A 21,096-nucleotide genomic window follows, 5' to 3' on the forward strand; every position below is an offset into this window, starting at 1 on the left:
ACTTCTTAAGAATTCGTTTTGAGTTCATCTCCAGATTTGAAACTCTGAAGAATCAATTCCATTTCTTGCATCGGTAGACGCTTGTCTTCTCCTGGGCTATAAACATAGCCTTCTATATAATAAAGTCTTCTTTGAGATTCATCTACAAAAACATAACTGACAAATGGCCCTCCGGCAGATATATCACTCAATTTCCAAAGTGCTCGGCATTCTTTAGCGTATTTGCCATGAAAGCTGATTTCTTTGATAGAAGCTTTGTATGGCTGCGTAGTCATGTAGATTTCAGGTTTCTGCACATCTCGCATATACGCAGATGTGATTTCTTCTCTGAATGCCATCACATCTTCGAATGGATCCATCGAGTCGTAGGTCTTGTAGTGTATGATGATATTTTTCTCATATTCAGCATCTAGTTGTCTCACCCAGTAGAAGTCGGGTAAAGCTTTGGCTAAGTCGTAGCCATATGGGATGCTCATTCTGAAACCGTTTTCCTCCATTTTCTTTTCAATGCCTTTTTCTCTGACCTTGAACAACGAACTTTCCAGCCTCTTTCTTTCTACTTCGATGTAGTGACCTCTTAGTTTAGCCTTATTCTGTTTGAGGTGATTGATCAATTGTTCGTCGTTTTGACCAAACAGGTGTAGCATTTCTTGACCATTAGCATATACATTTTGCTTTTTCATCAAGAACAACGAGGAATCTTTTTGAATGGCTTTCAATGATTCGTCGGTGAAAAACTCTCTCATTTTACGAGCCATTCTTCCTTTTCTATCCAGCGTCGATACCATGATGATGTTGGTAGCTGTTTTTAGAACATTGGCAAACTTCAGAGGGTTGACATTACGAACTTTAAAGTAAGGTTCGTCTTGGGGAAGACCAGGGACATACTCGCTGTAGATATCGCGGATGGCATCACCAACAGGGCCATTCCATTGCGTGGTGTCCATTACCACTAATATAGCATTGGCCTCTCCAGCAGCTTTTGGTAGGTATGACTTTTCATTGCTGCTACTGCTATTAGAAGATTTGGACTGATCGCCACATGCTGCAGTGATCAGTAGACTCAGGCATACTAGAGTATGCACAGTTATTTTCTTTAACATATAAATGGTTGTTTTGATCTGATGATCAAGATTAAAAGCCTAGTTCAATAACGAATGGTAGAAGTATAATCTATAGCGGACTGTTTAATGGTGAGCGTCCTAGGACTACTCGATAACTTTTAATCTTTCCCATTGACAGAAGTCAATTCTGAAAAAGTTCGAAAATTTAAAAAAAACTAAGGAGACGAAGACGTGTTTGAACCAAATATCTAGTGGTTTTAGGTTGAAACATGTGTGTTTTTATGTCCCCCGAAGTTGGGGGAAGCTAAAACATGCATGAATTAGCCTTCTGTAAACTCGGGGGAAGGAGAAACATACATGTTTCTTGTATCCCCGAGTTAGGGGTTTTGAAAAACATGTATGTTTCTATAATCCCCGAAGTCGGGGCATGATGAAACACGCATGTTTCATTATTTTCATATATTATCTTATTTGGAATCTGAGGCGTCCTGAAAAAGTTTTAAGTACGAATTGATTAGAAGTAAAAAATTCAAGTTGTGTAATTAGAAGGATTATACCTTTTTCTACCCATTTAAGAACCTCTCAAGAAACTCGTCTTTTTTACGTGTGGAAACGGGGATTTTTTGACCACTTTTCATGATAATGTGTCCGTTATTTTTATCATATCGATCTACGTAATTCATATTGACAAAATAGGACTGATGTGGTCTGACAAACATTTCTTGTAATAGCCGGTCTTCAAATTCCTTCAATGGTTTAGAAGCAATCACTGGTTTTCCATTAATAGGGTAAAAGGTAGTATAACCTTTGTCAGACATACAGTATACCAACTCTTGAAGGTCAATGGCTTGAAAACTATCTTGCAAGCTAAGTATCAATTTATTGTTCCCCTTCTTTTTAGGTGCTGGTTTTATATTGTCTGAGGCCAGTGAAGCTAGTGCTTTGTCTACGGCTGTTTCGAGCTCTTCAATATCCACGGGCTTTAGGATATAGTCGATAGCTCCTTTTTTTAGAGCTTTTAGCGCATATTTCTCATGAGCAGTTGTGAAAATAATTCGGTGACTCATTTGATTCGTCTTTTCAATGAAATCAAAAGCATCTCCATCTGGAAGATTGATATCAAGGAAAATCAAATCGGGTTTAGAAGCATTAGTTACTACTATGGCTTCATTGACAGAGCCACACTCTCCTATGATCACAAGGTCTTTGTCAAGTAATTCTATCAGTTCGATTAAACCTTTGCGGATATATGGTTCATCTTCAACTATTAATACTCGAGTCATCTGTATTAGTTTTTTTGTAAGGTAATATGAGTGTGACAATGGTTCCTCTCTCGCCTTCAAGAGATCTATCCTTAATGGATACATCAGCAGGGACCTTGAACTCTTTGGTCATTATTTGCAACCTTTCCTTGGTAATGCTGGTAGAAAGTGATTCTTTTTCACGGGTTCTTTTTTGGTCATGAGCGTCAATACCCACTCCATTGTCTTGAATCGTACAGACTAATTTGACGCCTTCAAATTGAATGTTCACATCAATCTTTTTATTCTCTATACTTTCTGTGAATCCATGTTCTATAGAGTTCTCGATGAAGGGCTGAATCATCATCGGTGGGATTAGAATACTCTTTTGATCGATGTCACTATCCATTATGATATGATAATCATATTCGTTTTTGGCCCCCATGTTTTGAATGTTCAAGTAGTTTTCGATTGCGCTGATTTCTTTCTCGAGTAAGACTGTTTTGTCTCTGGAGTTTTCTAAGATCAATCGTAGCAGTCTAGAGAACTTGGAGAGGTAAACGATTGACTTCTTATATTCTTTATTGAGAATGATGCCTTGTAAGACTGACATGGCATTGAATATAAAATGAGGAGTCATCTGCGAGCGCAATAACTTTTGCTCTATTAAAATGCTTTGGTTTATTGACTGTATGTTTCTAAGACGAAGTGAAAGAATAATAATGCCAAGCATCATAACCACGATAAAAAATATGGTGATAGCTACAAGTGTTTGCCTTTGAGATTCTTCTAAACTTTCGTCTTTGGTTTTTACCTCATCGACCAATATCAGTTCTCGTTTTTTGGCAGAGTCGAGTCTGGCCTTATATATATAGTCATATTCCAGTTTTGAAATCTTTTTAATAGTTTCATGATTGTTAAGGCTGTCATCTAAGACTTTAAAAAGTAGATAGCTTTCATATGCTTTTTCAAAGTCACCCATTTGCTCATATATTTTTGCGAGTAACTGTGCAAAATTCCGCTTAGGGGGTAGTAGATCCATTTCATCTACCATTTGTTGACTTTTGAGTGCATACTCAAGTGCTTCTTCATACTGTTCTCTAGAATAGAGAATCAAAGCAATTCCTATATAGTTTTTGAACAGCTCTTTTTTGTAGCCAATTGTTTCATTGATGGCTTGTGCTTTTTTATACTTTTTTAAGGCTTGTTCATAATCTTTCGTCAGCACTTCTACGCCAGCTATATTATTTAGAACCCTGCTTATCTTTGACTTATCATTGATTTGTTTTGCAATTTTCAATGCTTCATTGTAATACCCTAATGCTTTATCATAATTTGATTGAGCATTGTGTACGTTACCAATATTGCTTAGATAGGATGCAATTTCTTTTTTCATACCTTGTGCCACACACATTTCTAGCCCCTTGTTGAAATAGTATAGGGCTTTATCATACTCCTTGTATTCTTTATACAACACTCCAAGGCTTTCTAATAGGATAAATGATCTATAGGTGTTTCCGGGTTTTTCATAAATAGCGACAGCCTTGTTAAAGAACTCGAGCGCCTTTGGGAAATCACCCATTTCAGTATAAGTCACTCCAATATTGATCAAGTTCCTCGCTTCTCTATATTCATTTTTTAAGTCCTTTTGGATCTCAAGTGACTTGAGGTAATATTCTAGTGCTTCCTTTTGTTTGCCTTGTTCAGCGTAGATGTTGGCTATATTAGTAAGAGAACCTGCTATGCCAACTGGATCGTTAAGTAACAGGTCCGTTTTGTAAGATTTTTTATAATATTCAATGGCCTTATTGAAGTCTCCTTGAGCGTAGTAAACATTGCCAATACCATTTAGTGTATAAGAAATTCCCCTTGCCTGACCTAGAGAATCATAGGTGCTCAGGGACTGGTTGAAATACAATAGGGCAGCAGAATAGTTGGCTTTTTTCTTTTCCAAATACGCTTTGTAATAAAGTGTTTCTGCTTTGTTAACTACAAGGTTCAATTTGTCTTCTAGTTCTAAAGCAACTTGGACCAAACTATCAGCTCTGAATGTATCTATTTCATATATTTCATAGATAATAGCATTCAATAGATCGACTTTATCGCGGTCTTCGTTTTGATACTTGGACAATTTATATTCCATCCTCTCTAGTGTTGAACCTTGTGCTAGTGCAGCAAAAGAAATGATTGAAAAAGCTATGATTAGATTAACCTTTTTCGAATTCATTGTGAGTCTATTTATTAGAATATTGTTTGCAGTCATTTCGTAATTTGAATCAATAAATCCATGGTTAGCATCCGGTATCAGTTCCGCTGAGGCGAATATTTATTGGTTCCCAGCGAATATAAAGCCGATGTTTTAACATTTCTCTGTCTAGTATAATTTCACTTCAAGTTTTAGCTATACATCTTGGAACTAAGCATATAGGTGTTGCACAAATATTTAATCATTGGATTATTGAATGGTTACAATAAAGAATTATACTAGTGGTTTACAATTAATATTTAATCATGGCTCAGAAAGTAATTCACTCAGAGGAGGTCGCCCCAGGGGAACATAAAGAGATGTTCAAATTTTTGATTAAAGAATCAGGGTTCTTTAAAACAAGATTTTACTTTTTTCATAAGCACGTTGAGACTGGAGAAAGACCTCAATTTGGAGTAAGGTATTTCGAAAGACAATACTTACCACAACTATTAGAATTCTTTGAAAAAGAAGATTTTGAAGGAATATTATCATTACCAGTAGGGGAATACGGTAAATGTGCTACCCAATTTATTACTCGGTATGTTAATTCAGGAAAAGTAGTTGGTTTTCAGCTAGAACAATCTACATCTCAAGCAACCGACTACTTGACACCTTCTAAAGTTTTTTTAGATGCCACTCCTCAATTAGTAGAAATAGCACAAAGAGTAGATCAGGAAATGGACTAATCGCAGGGCGATAGCCTTTTGGGTTTAATTCCCCGTGCTTTGGGTCGGGGAGTTTCATTAACAGGTTGATTGTATATCACAAAAACATTATCGAAATGAAAATGCAATTATTGAAAGAGTATGACTCACTGGAAAAAATCATGGAGTACCTCAAGGGTCAGATGGATTATGATATATCTATCGAAGCAGACCAATGGATCACCGATGGATCATTGATGCTGACTATTGGTAAAAAGTGTATTATCGTGAAAAAATCAGCTACAGCTGGAGCAAAAATTGAATTGCTAGAATCCTCTATCATTGACATTCATCCAGTTACGCCTCACAAGTTTCTGGATAGAGCACTTATGAGAGGAATATTGGCTATGATAGTAAATAGTATCATCTCTAGCTCTCAAGTAGCCGTAGCTCAAGAGGTGAATAACTTATTGACAGAAATTGAGGTGAAATGATGGAGCAAAATACATTTAGATATCATAGTGTCAGTAGTTTTTCTTTTCAGACATTCATACCAGCAATAGCTTCTTTTGGTTTGTCGTATTACTGCTATGAGTACCAGGCAGGAATTCGATATAGGTCTTTGCGGGTTTTAGAATATCCCACAAGCTACTATGTCACTACCTTGATAGGGGTTGTAATTTTGGTCTATGCTCTATATCAGCTTATTCAGCACGGTACTAGTAGTGGAGGTGATATCAGGTTGAGTCACGATTACTTTACTTTTCCGAAAAAGAGAGAATCGATCAAGGTAAAATATGATGACATCAATCAATATGAATTCAAAGATGACTCAGACGATGGTGAATCTGTTGTGATTTATACTAGGACGGATAAAAAGAAGTATCAGTTTTTCCATGATTATTTTGAATCGACAAAGGATTATCTGGCTTTCAAAAGAGGAATACAACAGGCTCGTTCTAAAGAAGACTCTGATTCATCTCAAGTCTGAATATACGGAATGCATAAGATAATGACACAAAACAGTACGTTTGAACAGCTCAGCAATAGATTTTGGTTGGTCTCTTAAACGAGCTTTATACAAGTGTATGCTCTACCCTAGAAAAACTAAGAAATCTGCGCTATGCTTTACTTGGCTACTGTTATTCATAGGGATAAGTTTATCGGCTTGCCAAGATCAAAAGCCCATAAGTGGAAATGGTTTGGAACACTATACTATTATTGATTCGATTAATACTGTAAAGGACGTGCAAATACTAATTGATAGTATTGGGGGTAAAAGTTTTAAAGCTAGTAGAATTCAGGATCTACAGTTTTATCATCATGGAGGTGAAGATTGTGTCAATATAGCAGATTCATTGGGTATTGATCAGTCATTCTATAAAACAGATTTTGACCAAAATGGCTTTTTGGATTTATTGGTAATTGGAATGGGTCAGCAGTTTGGTGTAATAGCAGTTATGAGCTACCCGAATGATTCATTAGAATTACATTCCCTTACTAAAAATGGAGCTTTTCAAGACTGTGTGTTTCCAATGGTGACAGATCAGGGCTACATAAACTTATATTATCAGCAATATCATCCAGATAATTCTGAACAGTTAGGATTGTCCAATGTCAAGCTGATTTACCAGTATGGTGGATTTATTGAATACAATGCAAAACCTACTGGCTATTCAATTAGGAAAATAGAATTTAGAACTGATTACTGTGCTGAATTATGCCCCGTTTTTTCTTTAAGCTTAGAAAAAGAAACTAAGTCAATGTTTCGGGCTGTCGCTTACAATTTTAAAGATGAGGATGATTCGACAGTGTTTCAAATGCTGTTGCCAGCAGAGATATGGGAAGAGTATTCAAATCTTTTGAACTATATGGACTTCCCAAGTTTGCAGGATTCCTACAGTGTGGACTGGACAGATGACCAAGAAGGATTGTTGACTATATACTACGGTGAGAATAAGATAAAAACTATCAGTGACTATGGTTTACAGGGTACCTATGGTTTGAAGTTGCTCTACGATAGATTATTCAACCTAAGAGAACATCATAACTGGATAAAAGAATATGAGTAAGCAAAAAAGACTACCTACAGGGATGCCATTGCATTCTATAGAGCGCGTCTTCAAGCAAGAATTGGATAGATACTCCAATCAATTGATTTTGGAAGTCAAATCGGTACTAAATAGAAAGTTTGAAGAAAGTATTTCGAATGCTGTTGTAGAGATATTTCCAGATGAATTTGGGGATGGCTTTTTGTCTATGGGAATACATCTGGAGGGAAGTGTTATCACTTATATTCCTTTGGTAGAAGAGGCTCGAGATATGCCTTTGATTGATGTTCAGGCTTATGAAGGAGAAATGGACTTAGTGGATAAAATAGTGGACTGGACTAAACAATGGTGTGCCGAATGCTGGTGGAAGGCAGGAGGCTGGGACTGGGCTGTTCCCACATCATTGCAAGGACATTCTGGATTTGGCAACGGGGATGCCATACAGCTAACAAGTAAAGTTTAATCTCAGCGATAGTTTTTGGTTTAATTCCTCCTTAAGGTATGGGGCTTTATTCGGTAGATATATGCGTATAAGATTAGAAGATTTAAAACAGAAGAATTTAGGAAGTAGCTATAAAACTCAAGTTGTCATAAAAGGAAAGTCTATAGATATTGATATAGATCCGGATGATTTAGAGATAGGTGAGACACTAGAGATAGTCAATAAAATATTGGCCGGTTTTGAGGAGTATGAAGCAGAAGCCAAACAGGTTTTAGCTGATAACTTTCTTGAAACCTACAATGACAATTGGAGGGAGGATAATGAACCGATCTTAACAGCAAAAGAGTTTATTCAGAATTTGACTTTGGATGGGATTAATTTCTTGTCAAATACTGTCGATATTTTCTATACAGACAATGATATGTTTGATGGGCATTCTTTAATAGCCCAATCATTGGATGGAGAAAAATTTGATAGCGCTATGATGTATGGTTAAAGGTTAGTTGAGTCGTTTTACATTCAATTTCGGTAGATGAAAAAAACTATACTCGCCATACTATTTCTATCAATGTTGTTTGTAGCAGGATTTCTCTTAATTTTTGAAAGAGGTGAAATAGATGGAGGAAAGTCCCCAGATGGGCAGTTTTCTGTTTATGCTGTGAAACATTTCTATACTATTTTCTTACCGGTGATGCCTGGTCAGAGTAGTGATCTGCCGGGAAGAATTTATCTAAGAGACAATGTTCAAGAAAGAGTAATCAAGAGTACTAATACACCAAGGGTCTCTAAAATATGGGATGCAGAATGGTACGACAATCGAGTGGAATTTGGTAGAGGTGATGAATCCTTCGAGATACTTCTTCCTAGAAAAATTGATAATGCAAAATTGAACAAATAATGCAAAAGGACTATCACAAAGATTATAATGAGTTTTCTAATGAATTTAGAAGATCAGACGCGTCTAGAGACAGCGTGGAGAAGTTATACGACTTACTCTATGAACTACAAGAGATAGATAAAACTCAGAGCGAAAGCCTGATTCTTTCTAATATCTATAGCCTTCTTGGCTTTCATCAATCGGCCTATGATGTATTTGCAGCCACGGCTGATTTGAGTATCCGTAAAAACAAAGCAAAGTTCCAAGTCATGAAAGACAAAGCCTCTTCTCATAAAGACACTTTTGTGATTAAAGACATCAGAAAACTCAAAGAAAAATTGATACCTATTGAAGTGTCTATAGAGGATTTTATCTTGTCAAGTCAATCTAGTAATAGCTTTAAACTTATTGAAAAAGAAGTCATCATATTCAATAAGAAACTTGGTCACCAGAGGTTAGAAATCCAAACCCCTAATGACAAACTGGAGAAGCACTTTGATGCTGTTTTGACTCAATTACGTTGGCTTGCTGATTGTAAGGAAGATTTGATCCGCTATTACAATAGCCATTTGAGTGAACAAGTTCAAGGAAAGGCAGATGAGGACTGGTACTATACTTTAGAGGTATATAGAGTTAAGATTACTGTAGGTGATGGTGGTAATGTGTATTCTGATATTACCTGTGCTGATATAAATGAGGATCATATATTGGATATTGAAACTGATGGTGAAACAATATATTCAATGAGTTTTGATGGTTAGGGTGATGAAGAAGTTTCGGATTTACTTCTTCTATTCAGTCTTAATATTTTATGGTGGACTTGTTCACGCACAGAAAATTGACTCCATTTTTATTGATGAATCTATTTATCTCAGAATTGTCACCGACAGTACTAGTTTTTATAAGCAGATAATTCTTAACAATGGAAAGGTTCAAGTCGATACTTTTCCAGCTACAGAGTATTTTGATACTTGGCGAAATGAACGTAAATGGAGTTCTTGTGCATATAATCGATTCAAAAGAAATGCGGATTGCTTAACTGATTTGCTAGATAAAAAACTCAGACTCCCTTTTTATTACAGTGATGAGCCTAAACATCGAGATTTTATTTTTTTTGAAGAAGATCGAATGGCTTTGGTCAGGTACGGTTGGCAATGGAATAATACATCTAATTCAACTATTACAGTTAACCATATTAGCAATTATGCTTGGAAAGAATATCAAGTTGATGAGTTGACATTTGTAGCTATTTTCGAGGTTGATTCTCAAGACGGTCCATTGACGGAGATTAGGCCGACTCACTTCGTTTTTCCATTGGTTGACCAAGGTCAATATCTAGTCGCTCCAAAAAGTGTAAGAAGTTATGAAAAAGATTCGATCATGACTCCATCCCCTCATGATTTCACTACCGACTCTTTGTTATTCTCACGTCAAACGATGGAAGATACTGATAGCATAAAAATTGATGGGAAATATGGGTTGTTTACTAGGTTCAAGCGAGAGATTATCCCAGCTATTTACGATTCTTTAAAGCTTGATGAGAAAATAGTTAGAGCCTACTCTTATGATACTATTTCATTGTTTGATTATCAAGGTCAATCTATTGCTCATCAATTGAAAGTAGCTGTTCCCTGTGGTGATCAAATGCAAGTGATTGATAAAAAGAACGAAATGTATTTTATTGACTGGAAGGGAAATAGACAGAAATCTTGGTCTTTTAGTCGTCTCATCTGTGGATATACCCATAGATTATTACCTTATGATATAATGATTATTCCTCCGGTGGATAAGAAGGGAAATGGATATTACAAGTCGAATCAATACGCATTTGTTGAATTTGATTACTCTGATAATCTGGTTCGAGATCTATCGGATAGAAATCTAAAAATGTTACTTGATCCTGGACATTTTTACATTGATACAATTGAATACTATGGGTTTGACAATTTAGAGTTTAATGTCTGGAATTATGCAGATGATTGGGGAAGAACCAAGTTGGATATCTTTCATTTTGACACCGAGTTCTCAGACGCTAAGCTGATCAATAATCAGACAAGATATAATAGAAGTGATTTTGAAGTAGATGCTCTTGATCCATATTGGGTTATTGCTAAGCAAAAGGGGAAGTACGGAGTATTGCATGGTATGTTTGAAGATATTATTCTTCCTTTCGAATACAATAAGATTATTGGGCAAACTTCACTTTTGTTACTGGAAAGAAAGGGTTTGAAGTGTTATTACCCGATCAGTAAAACACCACGATATAAAGTACTGGAACCTTTTAATCAGCATTTTGCTCGATTTAAATTGCCTGATGGTCGATGGGGATGGTTGGCCAAAAATGGAGAGGAATATTTTGATGTTGAGTGACTTAAACAAAAGAGATTTTTATATTATTCATTATGAACGAGTTCATTAAGAAGTTGAATGCAGATTTCAAAATAGAAATTCATGAATCATCTACTTACGATCATATTGGTAGTTTTTATATTGAAGATGAGCGCGGTTTAGTTACTGACTTACATTTATGTGATGTAAACCTCAAGAGTCTAGATACTCTGATCCCAATAGCAAGTTCTTTAACGCATCTATCTTTAGAAAACTGTAAAGTCAGTTCTATTGAGCAATTGGGAGTATTTGAAAATCTTATAGAATTGGAAATAGATAATAATCCAATCTCAAACTTCAAGGATTTAGAATTATTGAACAACTTAAAAAAGCTAGTACTTGTTTGTTTGGATATTGATTCGACAATACACTTACCAGTGATTACCTCCTTAACTGATTTAAGTTTAGCCAGTAATTTTGGGTTTACTCGGATTGAAGGTTTAGAAAACCTTCCTCACTTAGAATATCTAGACTTGAGTGGAAATGATGATATTATTCTAGATAATATTCCGACAAATTACTCGGTTAAAACACTAAAGCTTGATACGTGTAAACTTGATAGAATTCAAGGTTTAGAAAAATTTAGAAACCTTGAATTCTTGAGCCTATACTGTAATTCAATACAAAAGATCGAAGGCTTAGATAGCCTGACGAGCTTAAAAAAGCTCTCTCTGCACAATAATGAGATAAGAAAAATTGAAGGGTTGGAGAAGTTAGAATTGCTAGAGGAATTAGACCTTTCATATACAGAAGTTGAAAAGATAGAAGGCCTCGAAAAATTGCATCAATTGAAAGAACTGGGTCTTGCTGTTACCAATGTTAGAACCATCGAGGGACTAGATCATTTAAAAAACCTTAAAGTGTTAATGTTGGATGGAAATGGCCTATCGCAGGTCAACGAGCTACCACTACAAAACTTGAAGATATTGTACTTATCAAAAAATCAGATTTGCGATATTCCATCAAATTGGATTAAGATGGAAGAGATTCATCTCAATGGAAATTGCATCAACGATGTAGATCCAAAATGGATGTCAAATATTGTTAATAAGTGCTATATCGATTTGACTCATAATCCTATCAAAAAAATAGAGGGCAAAATACCAGATCATATCACAGTGGATTTTAATTCTCGATACGGAGGCGTACCCACTGTTCTACTGTAAGGAGCATAAGTGTTTCTTTCAGTCAGATGGAGTTTAACTACGAATATTTATTGATACTTAACGAATATTAATTGACATACCGTAATACACTATTAGAACATTTACTTTGATGAGAGAGAATTCTGATAGGGTATCAGCTTTAAAGAAATCATAAATGAATAAGGAAAAATTATCTGCATTGGCTCAAACGCCAAGAGACATACCAAAGGAGAAAGCAAAAGAGTTTTTAAAGAACGATGGAGAATTAGGCAAATGGCTAGTTATTGTCCTGTTGGGAGGTATCGTATTGAGTTTCATTTCATTACTTCTTTTTTTCTTTTTGCCAGTACCAATTTGGGTATGTATAGTATTTGGATCTCTTGCGCTTCTAGCCTACTTAGTGATGGAAAAACTATCACCTTCTGTTGGTCAACTGAACGAATACCCACTGGCGGTGGGATATGTACTCATGGCTAATAATGCACTTTATAATAAAGATGCGGAAACGCAGGCTGGATCTATGATGATATTCACTAATGATGAACAGTATCGATTGGATGAGAAGTGGGTTAGTGAATTAGGAGAGCAAATAAGGAATATGGAGATAGAGGGCTTAGACTTTTTGTATGAAATGATGGATGACTTTGGAAGTGGAAGTTCGTTTTTCTCTATAGATATACCCAGTGTATTGACCGGTAATGTTAAGATCTACTGTAGTTACGTGATTCTAGATAGTGATTACTTACCCAATAGGGTGATTCCTGAAAATAGAATTATTCCTTGTTTTATAGATGAAAACAATAGAGGCATGGCTGTGCCGGCAAGCTTTTATATGAATTAATTCATGGATATGTCTATCAAATTAATAAAACAGTTGCCATTCATCATAGCCCTACTAATAATAGGGCTTAATCTTCGTGCGCAGCAAAAAAGCCAATTGGATAAAGTCTTGGCACAGCTTGCGTTAGATGAGTCAAAATGTCGTATGGATTTGGCAGTTACGAAAGTAAAACCAAATGACCCGACTGAGACCATTGCTGTTATCCTTGAAACTACGGAGGATAGTCAAGAAGAAGGCTTGACTTATTTCAACTGTCATGTGGTAGTAATTGATACGGAAACAGCTGAAATCAAGTACAGTTATTTTGAAGATGCTAGCACTCATGAGTGGGTTTCTGATGCTGTAGAATTAAGAAAAATCACCATAGATACAGCTCCTTATATGGTAGCTAATGATAATAGAGCTTTTGGAATCAGAGTATTCTATTATGGAAGTTCACAGGTCAACCCTTACAGTCAGAAAACAATTACACTATTTGTGAAGGATCAATCTTCTTTACGCCCTGTATTGAAACAATTTCCAGTAGAAGAATATGGAGGAGAATGGGATGGATATTGTGAAGGAGAGTTTGTGTCAGAAAAGAAGATACTGATCATGTCGAGTCATAAGACTAATGATTTTTACGACATCATTGCTAAGAATACTATAACAGCCTCCAAGATGATTACCGATGGCAGTGGAGATTGTGATACCAAACCAATGACCACGACAAAAAAAACGAAGGTATTGGTTTTTAAAGACGGTTTATATCAATGAGTTCCATTAACTACGCATATCATGCGAATTCAAAGTAAAAACAATGGACTCATATTGGTTCTGTTTTTAATTATATTCAGTGCGCATGCTCAAAATGAACAAATTGATCAGGTACTGCTACAGCTTGATATACCACTATCTAGATGTAAGGAAGAATTGGTTGCTATCAAGAAAACCCCTAACCATCCAGATGAAACCATAATGGTTATCCCAGAAATAATTAGTGTAGATGAATATCATTATGAGTTAAGTGGTCATGTAGTTATAGTTGACACCGAGACTTCAAAAATTAAGTATCGTAACGTAGAAAGTGATATTACCTATACATGGGATTCGGATGCTGTAGAACTAAATAGTATCTCAATTGATACTGCACCTTATATGATTACTAATGAGGTAAGAGCATTTGGGATAAGACTGGGGTATTATGCACATTCAAGAGCTAATCCTTATAGTAAGCAGACATTAACGCTGTTTGTGAAAGATAAGGAATCATCCCTGAGGCGGATATTGAATGAGTTGCTTATTTCAGAGAGCGAAGGAGAATATGATGGGAGATGTGCTAGTAGATACTCAGATACATCCAAGATTCTGATCATGTCTGAAAATACAACGAATGGGTACAACGATATTATATCTCAAAGTACTAAAGTAGACTCTAAGACATACGAGACGCAAACTGGAGATTGTGAAGAAAAAACTATTTCCAAAACCAAAGACAAACAAGTGCTGAAGTATGAACATGGACACTATCATTAGAATAAATATGATTCTTGGTTTATCAAAAGCCGTAAGAAAGACAACTAGAGTATGAGGATTGTTAAACACATTTCGACTTATATCGCATGTCTGATCATTGGTACTGCCAGCTTTTATGGTTACATGTTTATGCTTTTTGGGCACGAATTGACTGCTCCAGAAAGCGTCTTCATGAAAATAATGAAACTTATTTATGACATTGGTTTAATGTATATCGCCCCTGCTGCTGGAGGTATTATGACATTAGTGTACGGTACTTTAGATATATTCTATTTGACTAAAAGAGTCAGGAATAGCAACCGGCCGTTTTTAATTCGTTTTCTAGCTATCTTCATAATTGCATTCAGTTTTGTATTACTTCATTACTTGCTTGAAGTTGTATTTGATGTGATCTAATGCGAGCTTAATATGTTAAGTATGGAAAATACTTTTCTTAGTAATTGCCAACCCCTGAAATGAAAAAACCCTTTGATGAAAATCACCAAAGGGTTCTTAATATCAATAACCTAGCTCTACTATAGAGTCTTCAAATACTTATTTACTGAGTAGGCAGCTTTTCTGCCTTCACTGATAGCCCATACTACAAGAGATTGACCTCTACGACAGTCTCCCGCTGCAAAGATGTTCTCCTTACTAGTCTGGTACATATTGTCTTTCACATTTGATCTATCAGTAGTCTCTACACCAAGTTGCTCAAGAATTCCTTGTTCTGGTCCTAAGAAACCAATTGCTAGATAAGCTCTTTCGCAAGGCACAACTCTTTCCGAACCTTCGATTTCATTGAATTGGAATTTAGACTTATCTGTCCATTCCACATCAACCAATCTCAATCCCGTTAGCTTACCGTTTTCACCGATGAATTCTTTTGTCAAGATTGACCAGCTTCTTTCAACACCTTCTTTTTGAGAAGTAGATGTTCTCAAAATCATTGGCCATTCTGGCCAAGGGTTGGTAGTCTCTCTAGATTCGGATGGCTTATCTAAAAGTTCTATTTGAGTGATGCTTTTAGCGCCATGTCTATTAGAAGTACCGACGCAGTCAGATCCAGTATCACCACCTCCGATTACAACCACATTGCATCCACCAGCGTGTAACTCAGCAGGAACTTCGTCAGCCTCGCCTTGTACTACACTAGAGTTGGCCTTAAGGAACTTCATAGCTGGATATATACCTTCTAATTCTCTACCAGGAATTGGAAGATCTCTAGCCTTAGTAGCTCCAGTAGTCAATACAAGAGCATCGAATTTATCTTCAAGCTCGGTAGCTTGAATGTCTTTTCCAATCTCTACTCCTAGTTCAAACTTTATACCAGACTCTTTCATTTGGTCGATTCTTCTTTGAACAACTTTTTTGTCCAATTTGAAATCAGGAATACCAAATCTTAAAAGTCCACCAGCTTGTACATCTCTTTCGTAAACAGTCACATCGTGACCTTGTTTACAAAGTTGATCTGCTACAGCCAATCCGGCAGGTCCAGAACCAACTACAGCTACAGTTTTGCCTGTTTTGACTTTGATATCATGAGGCTGTTCCCAACCCTCAGCCCAAGCAGTCTCAGCAATAGTTTTTTCAACATGCTCGATTGATACTGGGTCATTATTGATCCCTAATACACAAGAACCTTCGCAAGGTGCAGGACAAATTCTGCCTGTGAACTCTGGGAAGTTGTTTGTACTTTTTAGAATTCCCCAAGCTTCTTTGAACTCACCTCTATATACAGCGTCGTTGAAATCAGGAATTTTATTCCCTAATGGACAACCACTGTGGCAGAAAGGTATACCACAATCCATACATCTAGCAGCTTGCTCATTGGTCTCTTTTTCAGAGACTGGCTTTACAAACTCTTCGTAATGCTTAACTCTGTCAGCTACTTCTTCATACTGCAGCTGATGTCTTTCGTACGTTAAAAATCCGTCTACCTGACCCATGATTATGCTACTTTTTCTTCTTGTTTCTTTTTCATTTGAGCGAGTACATTTTTGTACTCCGATGGAATTACTTTGATGAACTTAGATTTTTCAGTCTCCCAGTCCTCCAATAGTCTCAGCGCTACTGCACTATCTGTGAATCTGTGGTGATTGTTGATCATGTTATGTACATAATCAGCATCTTCACCTACTAGGTCTTCAAACTCAACCAATTCCATGTTACACTTCGACTTGAATTCATTTTCTTCGTCGTATATGTAAGCGATACCTCCACTCATACCTGCAGCGAAGTTTTTACCAGTATTTCCAAGTACGATTACTCGTCCACCAGTCATATACTCACATCCGTGATCACCGACACCTTCAGTCACAGCTTCACATCCGGAGTTTCTTACAGCGAAACGTTCTCCAGCGTTACCATTTACATAAAGTTCTCCGCTAGTGGCACCATATAGACAAACATTTCCAACTTCTATGTTGTCTTCAGCTGCGAAGTCAGAACTCTTATGAGGGTAAGCGATGATACGTCCACCAGACATTCCTTTACCAACGTAGTCATTGGCTTCACCTTCTAATTCGAAAGTAATACCTTTCGCTAGGAAAGCTCCGAAAGACTGTCCCGCAGAGCCTGTGAATTTAATCTTTAATGTATCTTGATCACACCCTTTAGCACCGTGAGATCTAGCCCATGCTCCTGAAAGCATAGCACCTGTAGATCTATTTTGAGAGTCGATGCCAAATTCTGCCTTTGTTTTTTCACCTTTTTCGATTGCTGGCTTAGCAGCTTCGATCAGCTGTCTATCTAAAACAGCCTCTAAGTGGTGATCCTGATCTTGAGTCTTACATGACAATCCATCCTCTGGAGAGTGGAATGGATTTTGAAGTAACGCATCTAAGTCGATGTTTCCAGCATGCTCTGCTGCTAAACCTCTGTCGAACTCAAGCAAGTCAGTTCTACCAATTAATTCACCGATAGTCTTCACTCCTAATTCAGCCATGATTTCTCTTAGGCCAGTGGCTAAGAATGTGAAGAAGTTCACAATGTGATCAGGGTGACCTGAGAACAATTGTCTCAATTTAGGGTTTTGAGTTGCTACACCTACTGGGCAAGTGTTCAAGTGACACTTTCTCATCATGATACAGCCTTCGACTACCAGTACTGCAGTAGAAATACCCCATTCTTCAGCACCAAGGATAGCAGCGATGGCAAGGTCTCTTGCAGTTCTCAATTGACCATCAGTCTGAAGTTTTACCATTTTTCTCAGGCCATTTTTCTCAAGAGTTTGGTGAGCTTCTGCCAAACCAATCTCCCATGGAATACCAGCATGGTGAATTGAGCTAATTGGAGATGCACCAGTACCACCATCGTGTCCAGCGATCAAGATATTGTCAGCTTTAGCCTTAGCAACACCTGCTGCGATTGTACCTACACCAGCCTCAGATACCAACTTCACATTGATGTCTGCTTGCTCATTTGTGTTTTTCAAGTCGTAGATCAACTGTGCTAAATCCTCAATCGAATAAATATCATGATGAGGAGGAGGAGAAATCAATGATACGCCTGGTGTACTGTGTCTGATTCTACCAATTTGTTCATCTACTTTTTTACCAGGAAGCTGTCCGCCTTCTCCAGGCTTAGCTCCCTGAGCTACTTTAATCTGAATTTCGTCAGCATTCACTAAATAATGGGCAGTAACACCGAATCTACCAGATGCTACTTGTTTGATGGCAGATCTATCTAACGTTCCGTCCTCGTTAGGAATGAAGCGTTTAGCATCCTCTCCACCTTCTCCGGAGTTAGATTTAGCTCCGATTCTGTTCATTGCTTTAGCGATCGTTGTATGTGCTTCTTCAGAGATCGATCCGAAAGACATTGCTCCGGTAGCAAATCTTGGAAGTATATTTTCTATAGGTTCTACTTCGTTAATACTAATTGGGTTCAAGCTTTTGAATTTGAACATACTTCTCAAAGTAATGTTCTTTTTCGCTTGATCATCTACCGCCTTTTGATAAGTCTTGAACAGTTCGTAATCGTTCAATCTAGTTGACTTTTGCAGTGCATGAATTACTTGAGGAGTAAAAAGGTGAGGAACACCGTCTCTTTTCCATTGGTATAATCCCCCAGTTGGAATATCCTGCTTTTCATTGACTGCAGAGAATGCAGTCATGTGATCTTCTAGAATTTCTTTTTCTAGTTGATCGAAGCCTTTACCACCAATTCTAGAAGGAGTTCCTTTGAAACACATATCTGAAACATCATGGTCTAACCCAAGAATTTCAAAGATCTGAGCAGATTCATAAGACTGAATCGTAGAGATACCCATTTTAGACAAGATTTTTCTCAATCCGTATCCTACAGATTTCTTATATGATTCAAATAACTTGTTTCCGTCATTTTCTCCAATTTTAGCACCTTCAGCTAAAATGGTTTCAATAGCCATATAAGGATATATAGCTGTAGCTCCAAAACCTACTAATGTAGCGAAGTGATGTGTTTCAATAATGTCACCCCCATCGATTACCAAACTAGCTTTAGCTCTCAATTTGTTTTTCAGCAATGAGTGGTGAACTGCTCCAGTTGCCAACAATGAAGGAATTCTTACTTTGAATTTCTTCACATCTCTGTTAGAGATAATAATAATGTTAGCTCCTTTGTCAATTTCACTGGCAACTTTTTTAGAAAGATCCTTCAATGCTTCTTTTAAATTCATCTTAGATGAATCGTAAGTAGCATCTACCGTTGCTGATTTAAAACCTTTGATACGGATGGACTTGATGAATTCGAACTCCTCCTTACTCAACATCGGGGAATCGATTCTCAATTTGTGTGCATGCTCAGGCTTAAGATCTAGTGGATTATGATCTTCTCCAAGATAGTTGACCAAAGACATTACGGCTTTTTCTCTAATTGGGTCAATCGCAGGGTTAGAAACCTGAGCGAAAAGCTGCTTTACATACTGAGAGATATGTGCATTTCCATCTCTGAATACGGCAAGTGCAGTGTCATTACCCATAGAACCTAATGGCTCGGTGCCTTGCTTCATCATTGGTTGAAGGATAAATTTCAAATCCTCCTTGGTGAATCCGTAAGCAATTTGCTTTTGGGCTAAATCATCTTCTTCGATTTCTGCCTTCAATTCTCCATGATCTACATGATCTTCGATTCTGACCATGTTCTTTTCTACCCACTCTTTGTAAGGCTGCGCTTCTGAGAGTTCTTTTTTCACTTCATCGTTGAATGATACTTTGCCAGTCTCAAGATCAACTATGATCATTTGACCTGGCCCTAGTCTATCTTTCTTTACGATATTGTCTGGAGCGATATAACAACACCCTACCTCAGAACCAAGAATCAATCTATCATCCTTTGTGATTTGAACTCTTGAAGGTCTCAAACCATTTCTATCCAAAGACGCACCAATGGTGAAACCATCAGTATATACTAAAGAAGCAGGACCATCCCATGGTTCGAAGATCGTAGAATGATATTCGTAGAATGCTCTTAGTTCAGGAGAGTTGTTTTGCTCATGTTGCCATGCTGAAGGAACCAACATCGCGATAGCGTGAGGGATACTCATACCACCCATTATCATCAATTCAAACGTAGCATCAAGATTCGCTGAATCAGAGAAGCTAGCGTTACAAATTGGCATCAATGTCTCTATTTCTTCTTTGGTAAAATCCGTGGAGTCTAACAATACCTGACGCGCAGTCATTTTATTGATATTACCTTTCACAGTATTAATCTCACCATTGTGAGCCATTATTCTAAATGGCTGAGCCAGTCTCCACTCAGGGAAAGTATTGGTAGAGAACCTAGAGTGAACTAGTGATAATGCTGATGTATATTCTTCTTTTTGAAGGTCTAGATAAAAATCAGGAATCTGCCAAGTTCTAAGCTCTCCCTTGTAAATGATAGTAGAACATGAGAAAGAAGGAATGTAGAATGAAGATACTGGATACTTTTCTTTTACCTTGAACTCGATCAGTTTACGAAGTACATAAAGCCTTCTGTTGAGATCCTTACCTGAAAGACCTTCTTTACTGACGAATTGATGATAGATAATTGGCTCAGACTGTTTAGCAATTGTACCTAGGTGTTTGCTGTCTACAGGTACTTTTCTAAGCCATACATTTTTGAAGCCTAGCTCGTGGATCGCATCTCGTACGATTTGGATGTGGCCTTCCTCATCTCCGTGATTTCTAGGTACAAATAATGTACCCACACCGTATTCCTTATCAGCTGGCAAAACAGTGTTTGCTTTCTTTGCTTGGGCTCTGAAAAAGTCATATGGAATCTGGGTCATGATACCAGCTCCATCTCCAGTTTCACCATCAGCAGCAACACCACCACGGTGTTCCATTTTTTCTAGCATGATCAGACCATCTTGGACGATCTGATGTGATGGTTTATTATGAATATGGGCGATAAACCCAATACCACAAGAATCTCTCTCGAATTCCGAAGAGTACAATCCAGTGTTTTTATCGGTATGCTTCATAAATCAATTTCGTTAAATTATGCCTCAAATCACTTCTAAGAATGCTTTTTCGCAGCTGTTAACCAGCAGCAATGGTTGGATAAAAGCAATCTTTACGTTTCTTGAGCCTACAAAAATAACTTTTTTAATCAAGTATTTTTATCTACTTTGGAAAGTCATATGATGTCCAAATATTATCATACTTATTTAAGTGTTTGATAAACAGGTGAA

At 37.1% G+C, this 21,096-nt stretch carries 19 protein-coding genes; 14 read left to right on the forward strand and 5 right to left on the reverse strand.

Features of this window, described 5'->3' with window-relative positions:
• Positions 1-5 precede the first annotated feature (5 nt).
• From DKG80_RS19640 to DKG80_RS19650, 3 genes are all read right to left on the reverse strand, one after another.
• Positions 6-1,103 (reverse strand): DUF4837 family protein, encoded by a 1,098-nt coding sequence (locus DKG80_RS19640; protein WP_109833092.1) that lies wholly within the window; start codon positions 1,101-1,103, stop codon positions 6-8.
• 524 nt (positions 1,104-1,627) lie between these two features.
• Positions 1,628-2,347, reverse strand: coding sequence for a LytR/AlgR family response regulator transcription factor (locus tag DKG80_RS19645; RefSeq protein ID WP_109833093.1), 720 nt, complete (start codon positions 2,345-2,347; stop codon positions 1,628-1,630).
• Positions 2,325-4,532, reverse strand: a complete 2,208-nt coding sequence (locus tag DKG80_RS19650; RefSeq protein ID WP_162556004.1) for a tetratricopeptide repeat protein — start codon at positions 4,530-4,532, stop codon at positions 2,325-2,327. Before DKG80_RS19650 ends, DKG80_RS19645 begins: the two co-directional genes overlap by 23 nt.
• A gap of 284 nt (positions 4,533-4,816) precedes the next feature.
• Here DKG80_RS19650 and DKG80_RS19655 point away from each other — a divergent pair, with 284 nt between their 5' ends.
• The 14 genes from DKG80_RS19655 (at position 4,817) to DKG80_RS19720 (ending at position 14,852) form a co-directional block, all read left to right on the forward strand.
• Positions 4,817-5,239: a hypothetical protein gene (locus tag DKG80_RS19655; RefSeq protein ID WP_109833095.1), complete on the forward strand. Its 423-nt coding sequence runs from the start codon at positions 4,817-4,819 to the stop codon at positions 5,237-5,239.
• A gap of 95 nt (positions 5,240-5,334) precedes the next feature.
• Positions 5,335-5,691: a hypothetical protein gene (locus DKG80_RS19660; protein ID WP_162556005.1), complete on the forward strand. Its 357-nt coding sequence runs from the start codon at positions 5,335-5,337 to the stop codon at positions 5,689-5,691.
• Positions 5,688-6,188 (forward strand): hypothetical protein, encoded by a 501-nt coding sequence (locus DKG80_RS19665; protein ID WP_221409165.1) that lies wholly within the window; start codon positions 5,688-5,690, stop codon positions 6,186-6,188. Before DKG80_RS19660 ends, DKG80_RS19665 begins: the two co-directional genes overlap by 4 nt.
• A 40-nt stretch (positions 6,189-6,228) precedes the next feature.
• Positions 6,229-7,269 (forward strand): DUF6438 domain-containing protein, encoded by a 1,041-nt coding sequence (locus DKG80_RS19670; RefSeq protein WP_162556006.1) that lies wholly within the window; start codon positions 6,229-6,231, stop codon positions 7,267-7,269.
• Positions 7,262-7,711, forward strand: coding sequence for a hypothetical protein (locus tag DKG80_RS19675; RefSeq protein ID WP_109833099.1), 450 nt, complete (start codon positions 7,262-7,264; stop codon positions 7,709-7,711). Before DKG80_RS19670 ends, DKG80_RS19675 begins: the two co-directional genes overlap by 8 nt.
• Before the next feature lie 61 nt (positions 7,712-7,772).
• Positions 7,773-8,186: a DUF2262 domain-containing protein gene (locus tag DKG80_RS19680; RefSeq protein ID WP_109833100.1), complete on the forward strand. Its 414-nt coding sequence runs from the start codon at positions 7,773-7,775 to the stop codon at positions 8,184-8,186.
• Between the two features lie 36 nt (positions 8,187-8,222).
• A complete protein-coding gene (locus tag DKG80_RS19685) occupies positions 8,223-8,588 on the forward strand; it encodes a hypothetical protein (RefSeq protein WP_109833101.1) in 366 nt (121 codons plus the stop codon).
• Complete coding sequence (locus tag DKG80_RS19690; protein ID WP_109833102.1) at positions 8,588-9,328, forward strand: hypothetical protein; 741 nt, start codon at positions 8,588-8,590, stop codon at positions 9,326-9,328. The genes DKG80_RS19685 and DKG80_RS19690 overlap by 1 nt, the downstream gene beginning before the upstream one ends.
• A gap of 4 nt (positions 9,329-9,332) precedes the next feature.
• Positions 9,333-10,937, forward strand: a complete 1,605-nt coding sequence (locus tag DKG80_RS19695; protein ID WP_162556007.1) for a hypothetical protein — start codon at positions 9,333-9,335, stop codon at positions 10,935-10,937.
• A 32-nt stretch (positions 10,938-10,969) separates the two neighbouring features.
• Positions 10,970-12,121, forward strand: coding sequence for a leucine-rich repeat domain-containing protein (locus tag DKG80_RS19700; protein WP_109833104.1), 1,152 nt, complete (start codon positions 10,970-10,972; stop codon positions 12,119-12,121).
• Between the two features lie 154 nt (positions 12,122-12,275).
• Complete coding sequence (locus tag DKG80_RS19705; protein ID WP_109833105.1) at positions 12,276-12,941, forward strand: hypothetical protein; 666 nt, start codon at positions 12,276-12,278, stop codon at positions 12,939-12,941.
• A 9-nt stretch (positions 12,942-12,950) separates the two neighbouring features.
• Positions 12,951-13,697: a PA3715 family protein gene (locus DKG80_RS19710; RefSeq protein ID WP_162556008.1), complete on the forward strand. Its 747-nt coding sequence runs from the start codon at positions 12,951-12,953 to the stop codon at positions 13,695-13,697.
• Between the two features lie 21 nt (positions 13,698-13,718).
• A complete protein-coding gene (locus DKG80_RS19715; RefSeq protein ID WP_109833107.1) occupies positions 13,719-14,456 on the forward strand; it encodes a PA3715 family protein in 738 nt (245 codons plus the stop codon).
• A gap of 51 nt (positions 14,457-14,507) precedes the next feature.
• Positions 14,508-14,852 carry a hypothetical protein gene (locus DKG80_RS19720; protein ID WP_109833108.1) on the forward strand — a complete coding sequence of 115 codons (345 nt, stop codon included), beginning with the start codon at positions 14,508-14,510 and terminating at the stop codon, positions 14,850-14,852.
• A 119-nt stretch (positions 14,853-14,971) separates the two neighbouring features.
• On the opposite strand, the gene DKG80_RS19725 is transcribed toward DKG80_RS19720, so the two are convergent.
• Positions 14,972-16,384, reverse strand: coding sequence for a glutamate synthase subunit beta (locus tag DKG80_RS19725; RefSeq protein WP_109833109.1), 1,413 nt, complete (start codon positions 16,382-16,384; stop codon positions 14,972-14,974).
• Positions 16,385-16,386: 2 nt separating this feature from the next.
• Positions 16,387-20,886 carry a glutamate synthase large subunit gene (gene gltB, locus DKG80_RS19730; RefSeq protein ID WP_109833110.1) on the reverse strand — a complete coding sequence of 1,500 codons (4,500 nt, stop codon included), beginning with the start codon at positions 20,884-20,886 and terminating at the stop codon, positions 16,387-16,389.
• Between the last annotated feature and the right edge of the window lie 210 nt (positions 20,887-21,096).

It is taken from the genome of Reichenbachiella versicolor (genome assembly GCF_003171675.1).
GTDB classification, from domain to species: Bacteria; Bacteroidota; Bacteroidia; order Cytophagales; family Cyclobacteriaceae; genus Reichenbachiella; species Reichenbachiella versicolor.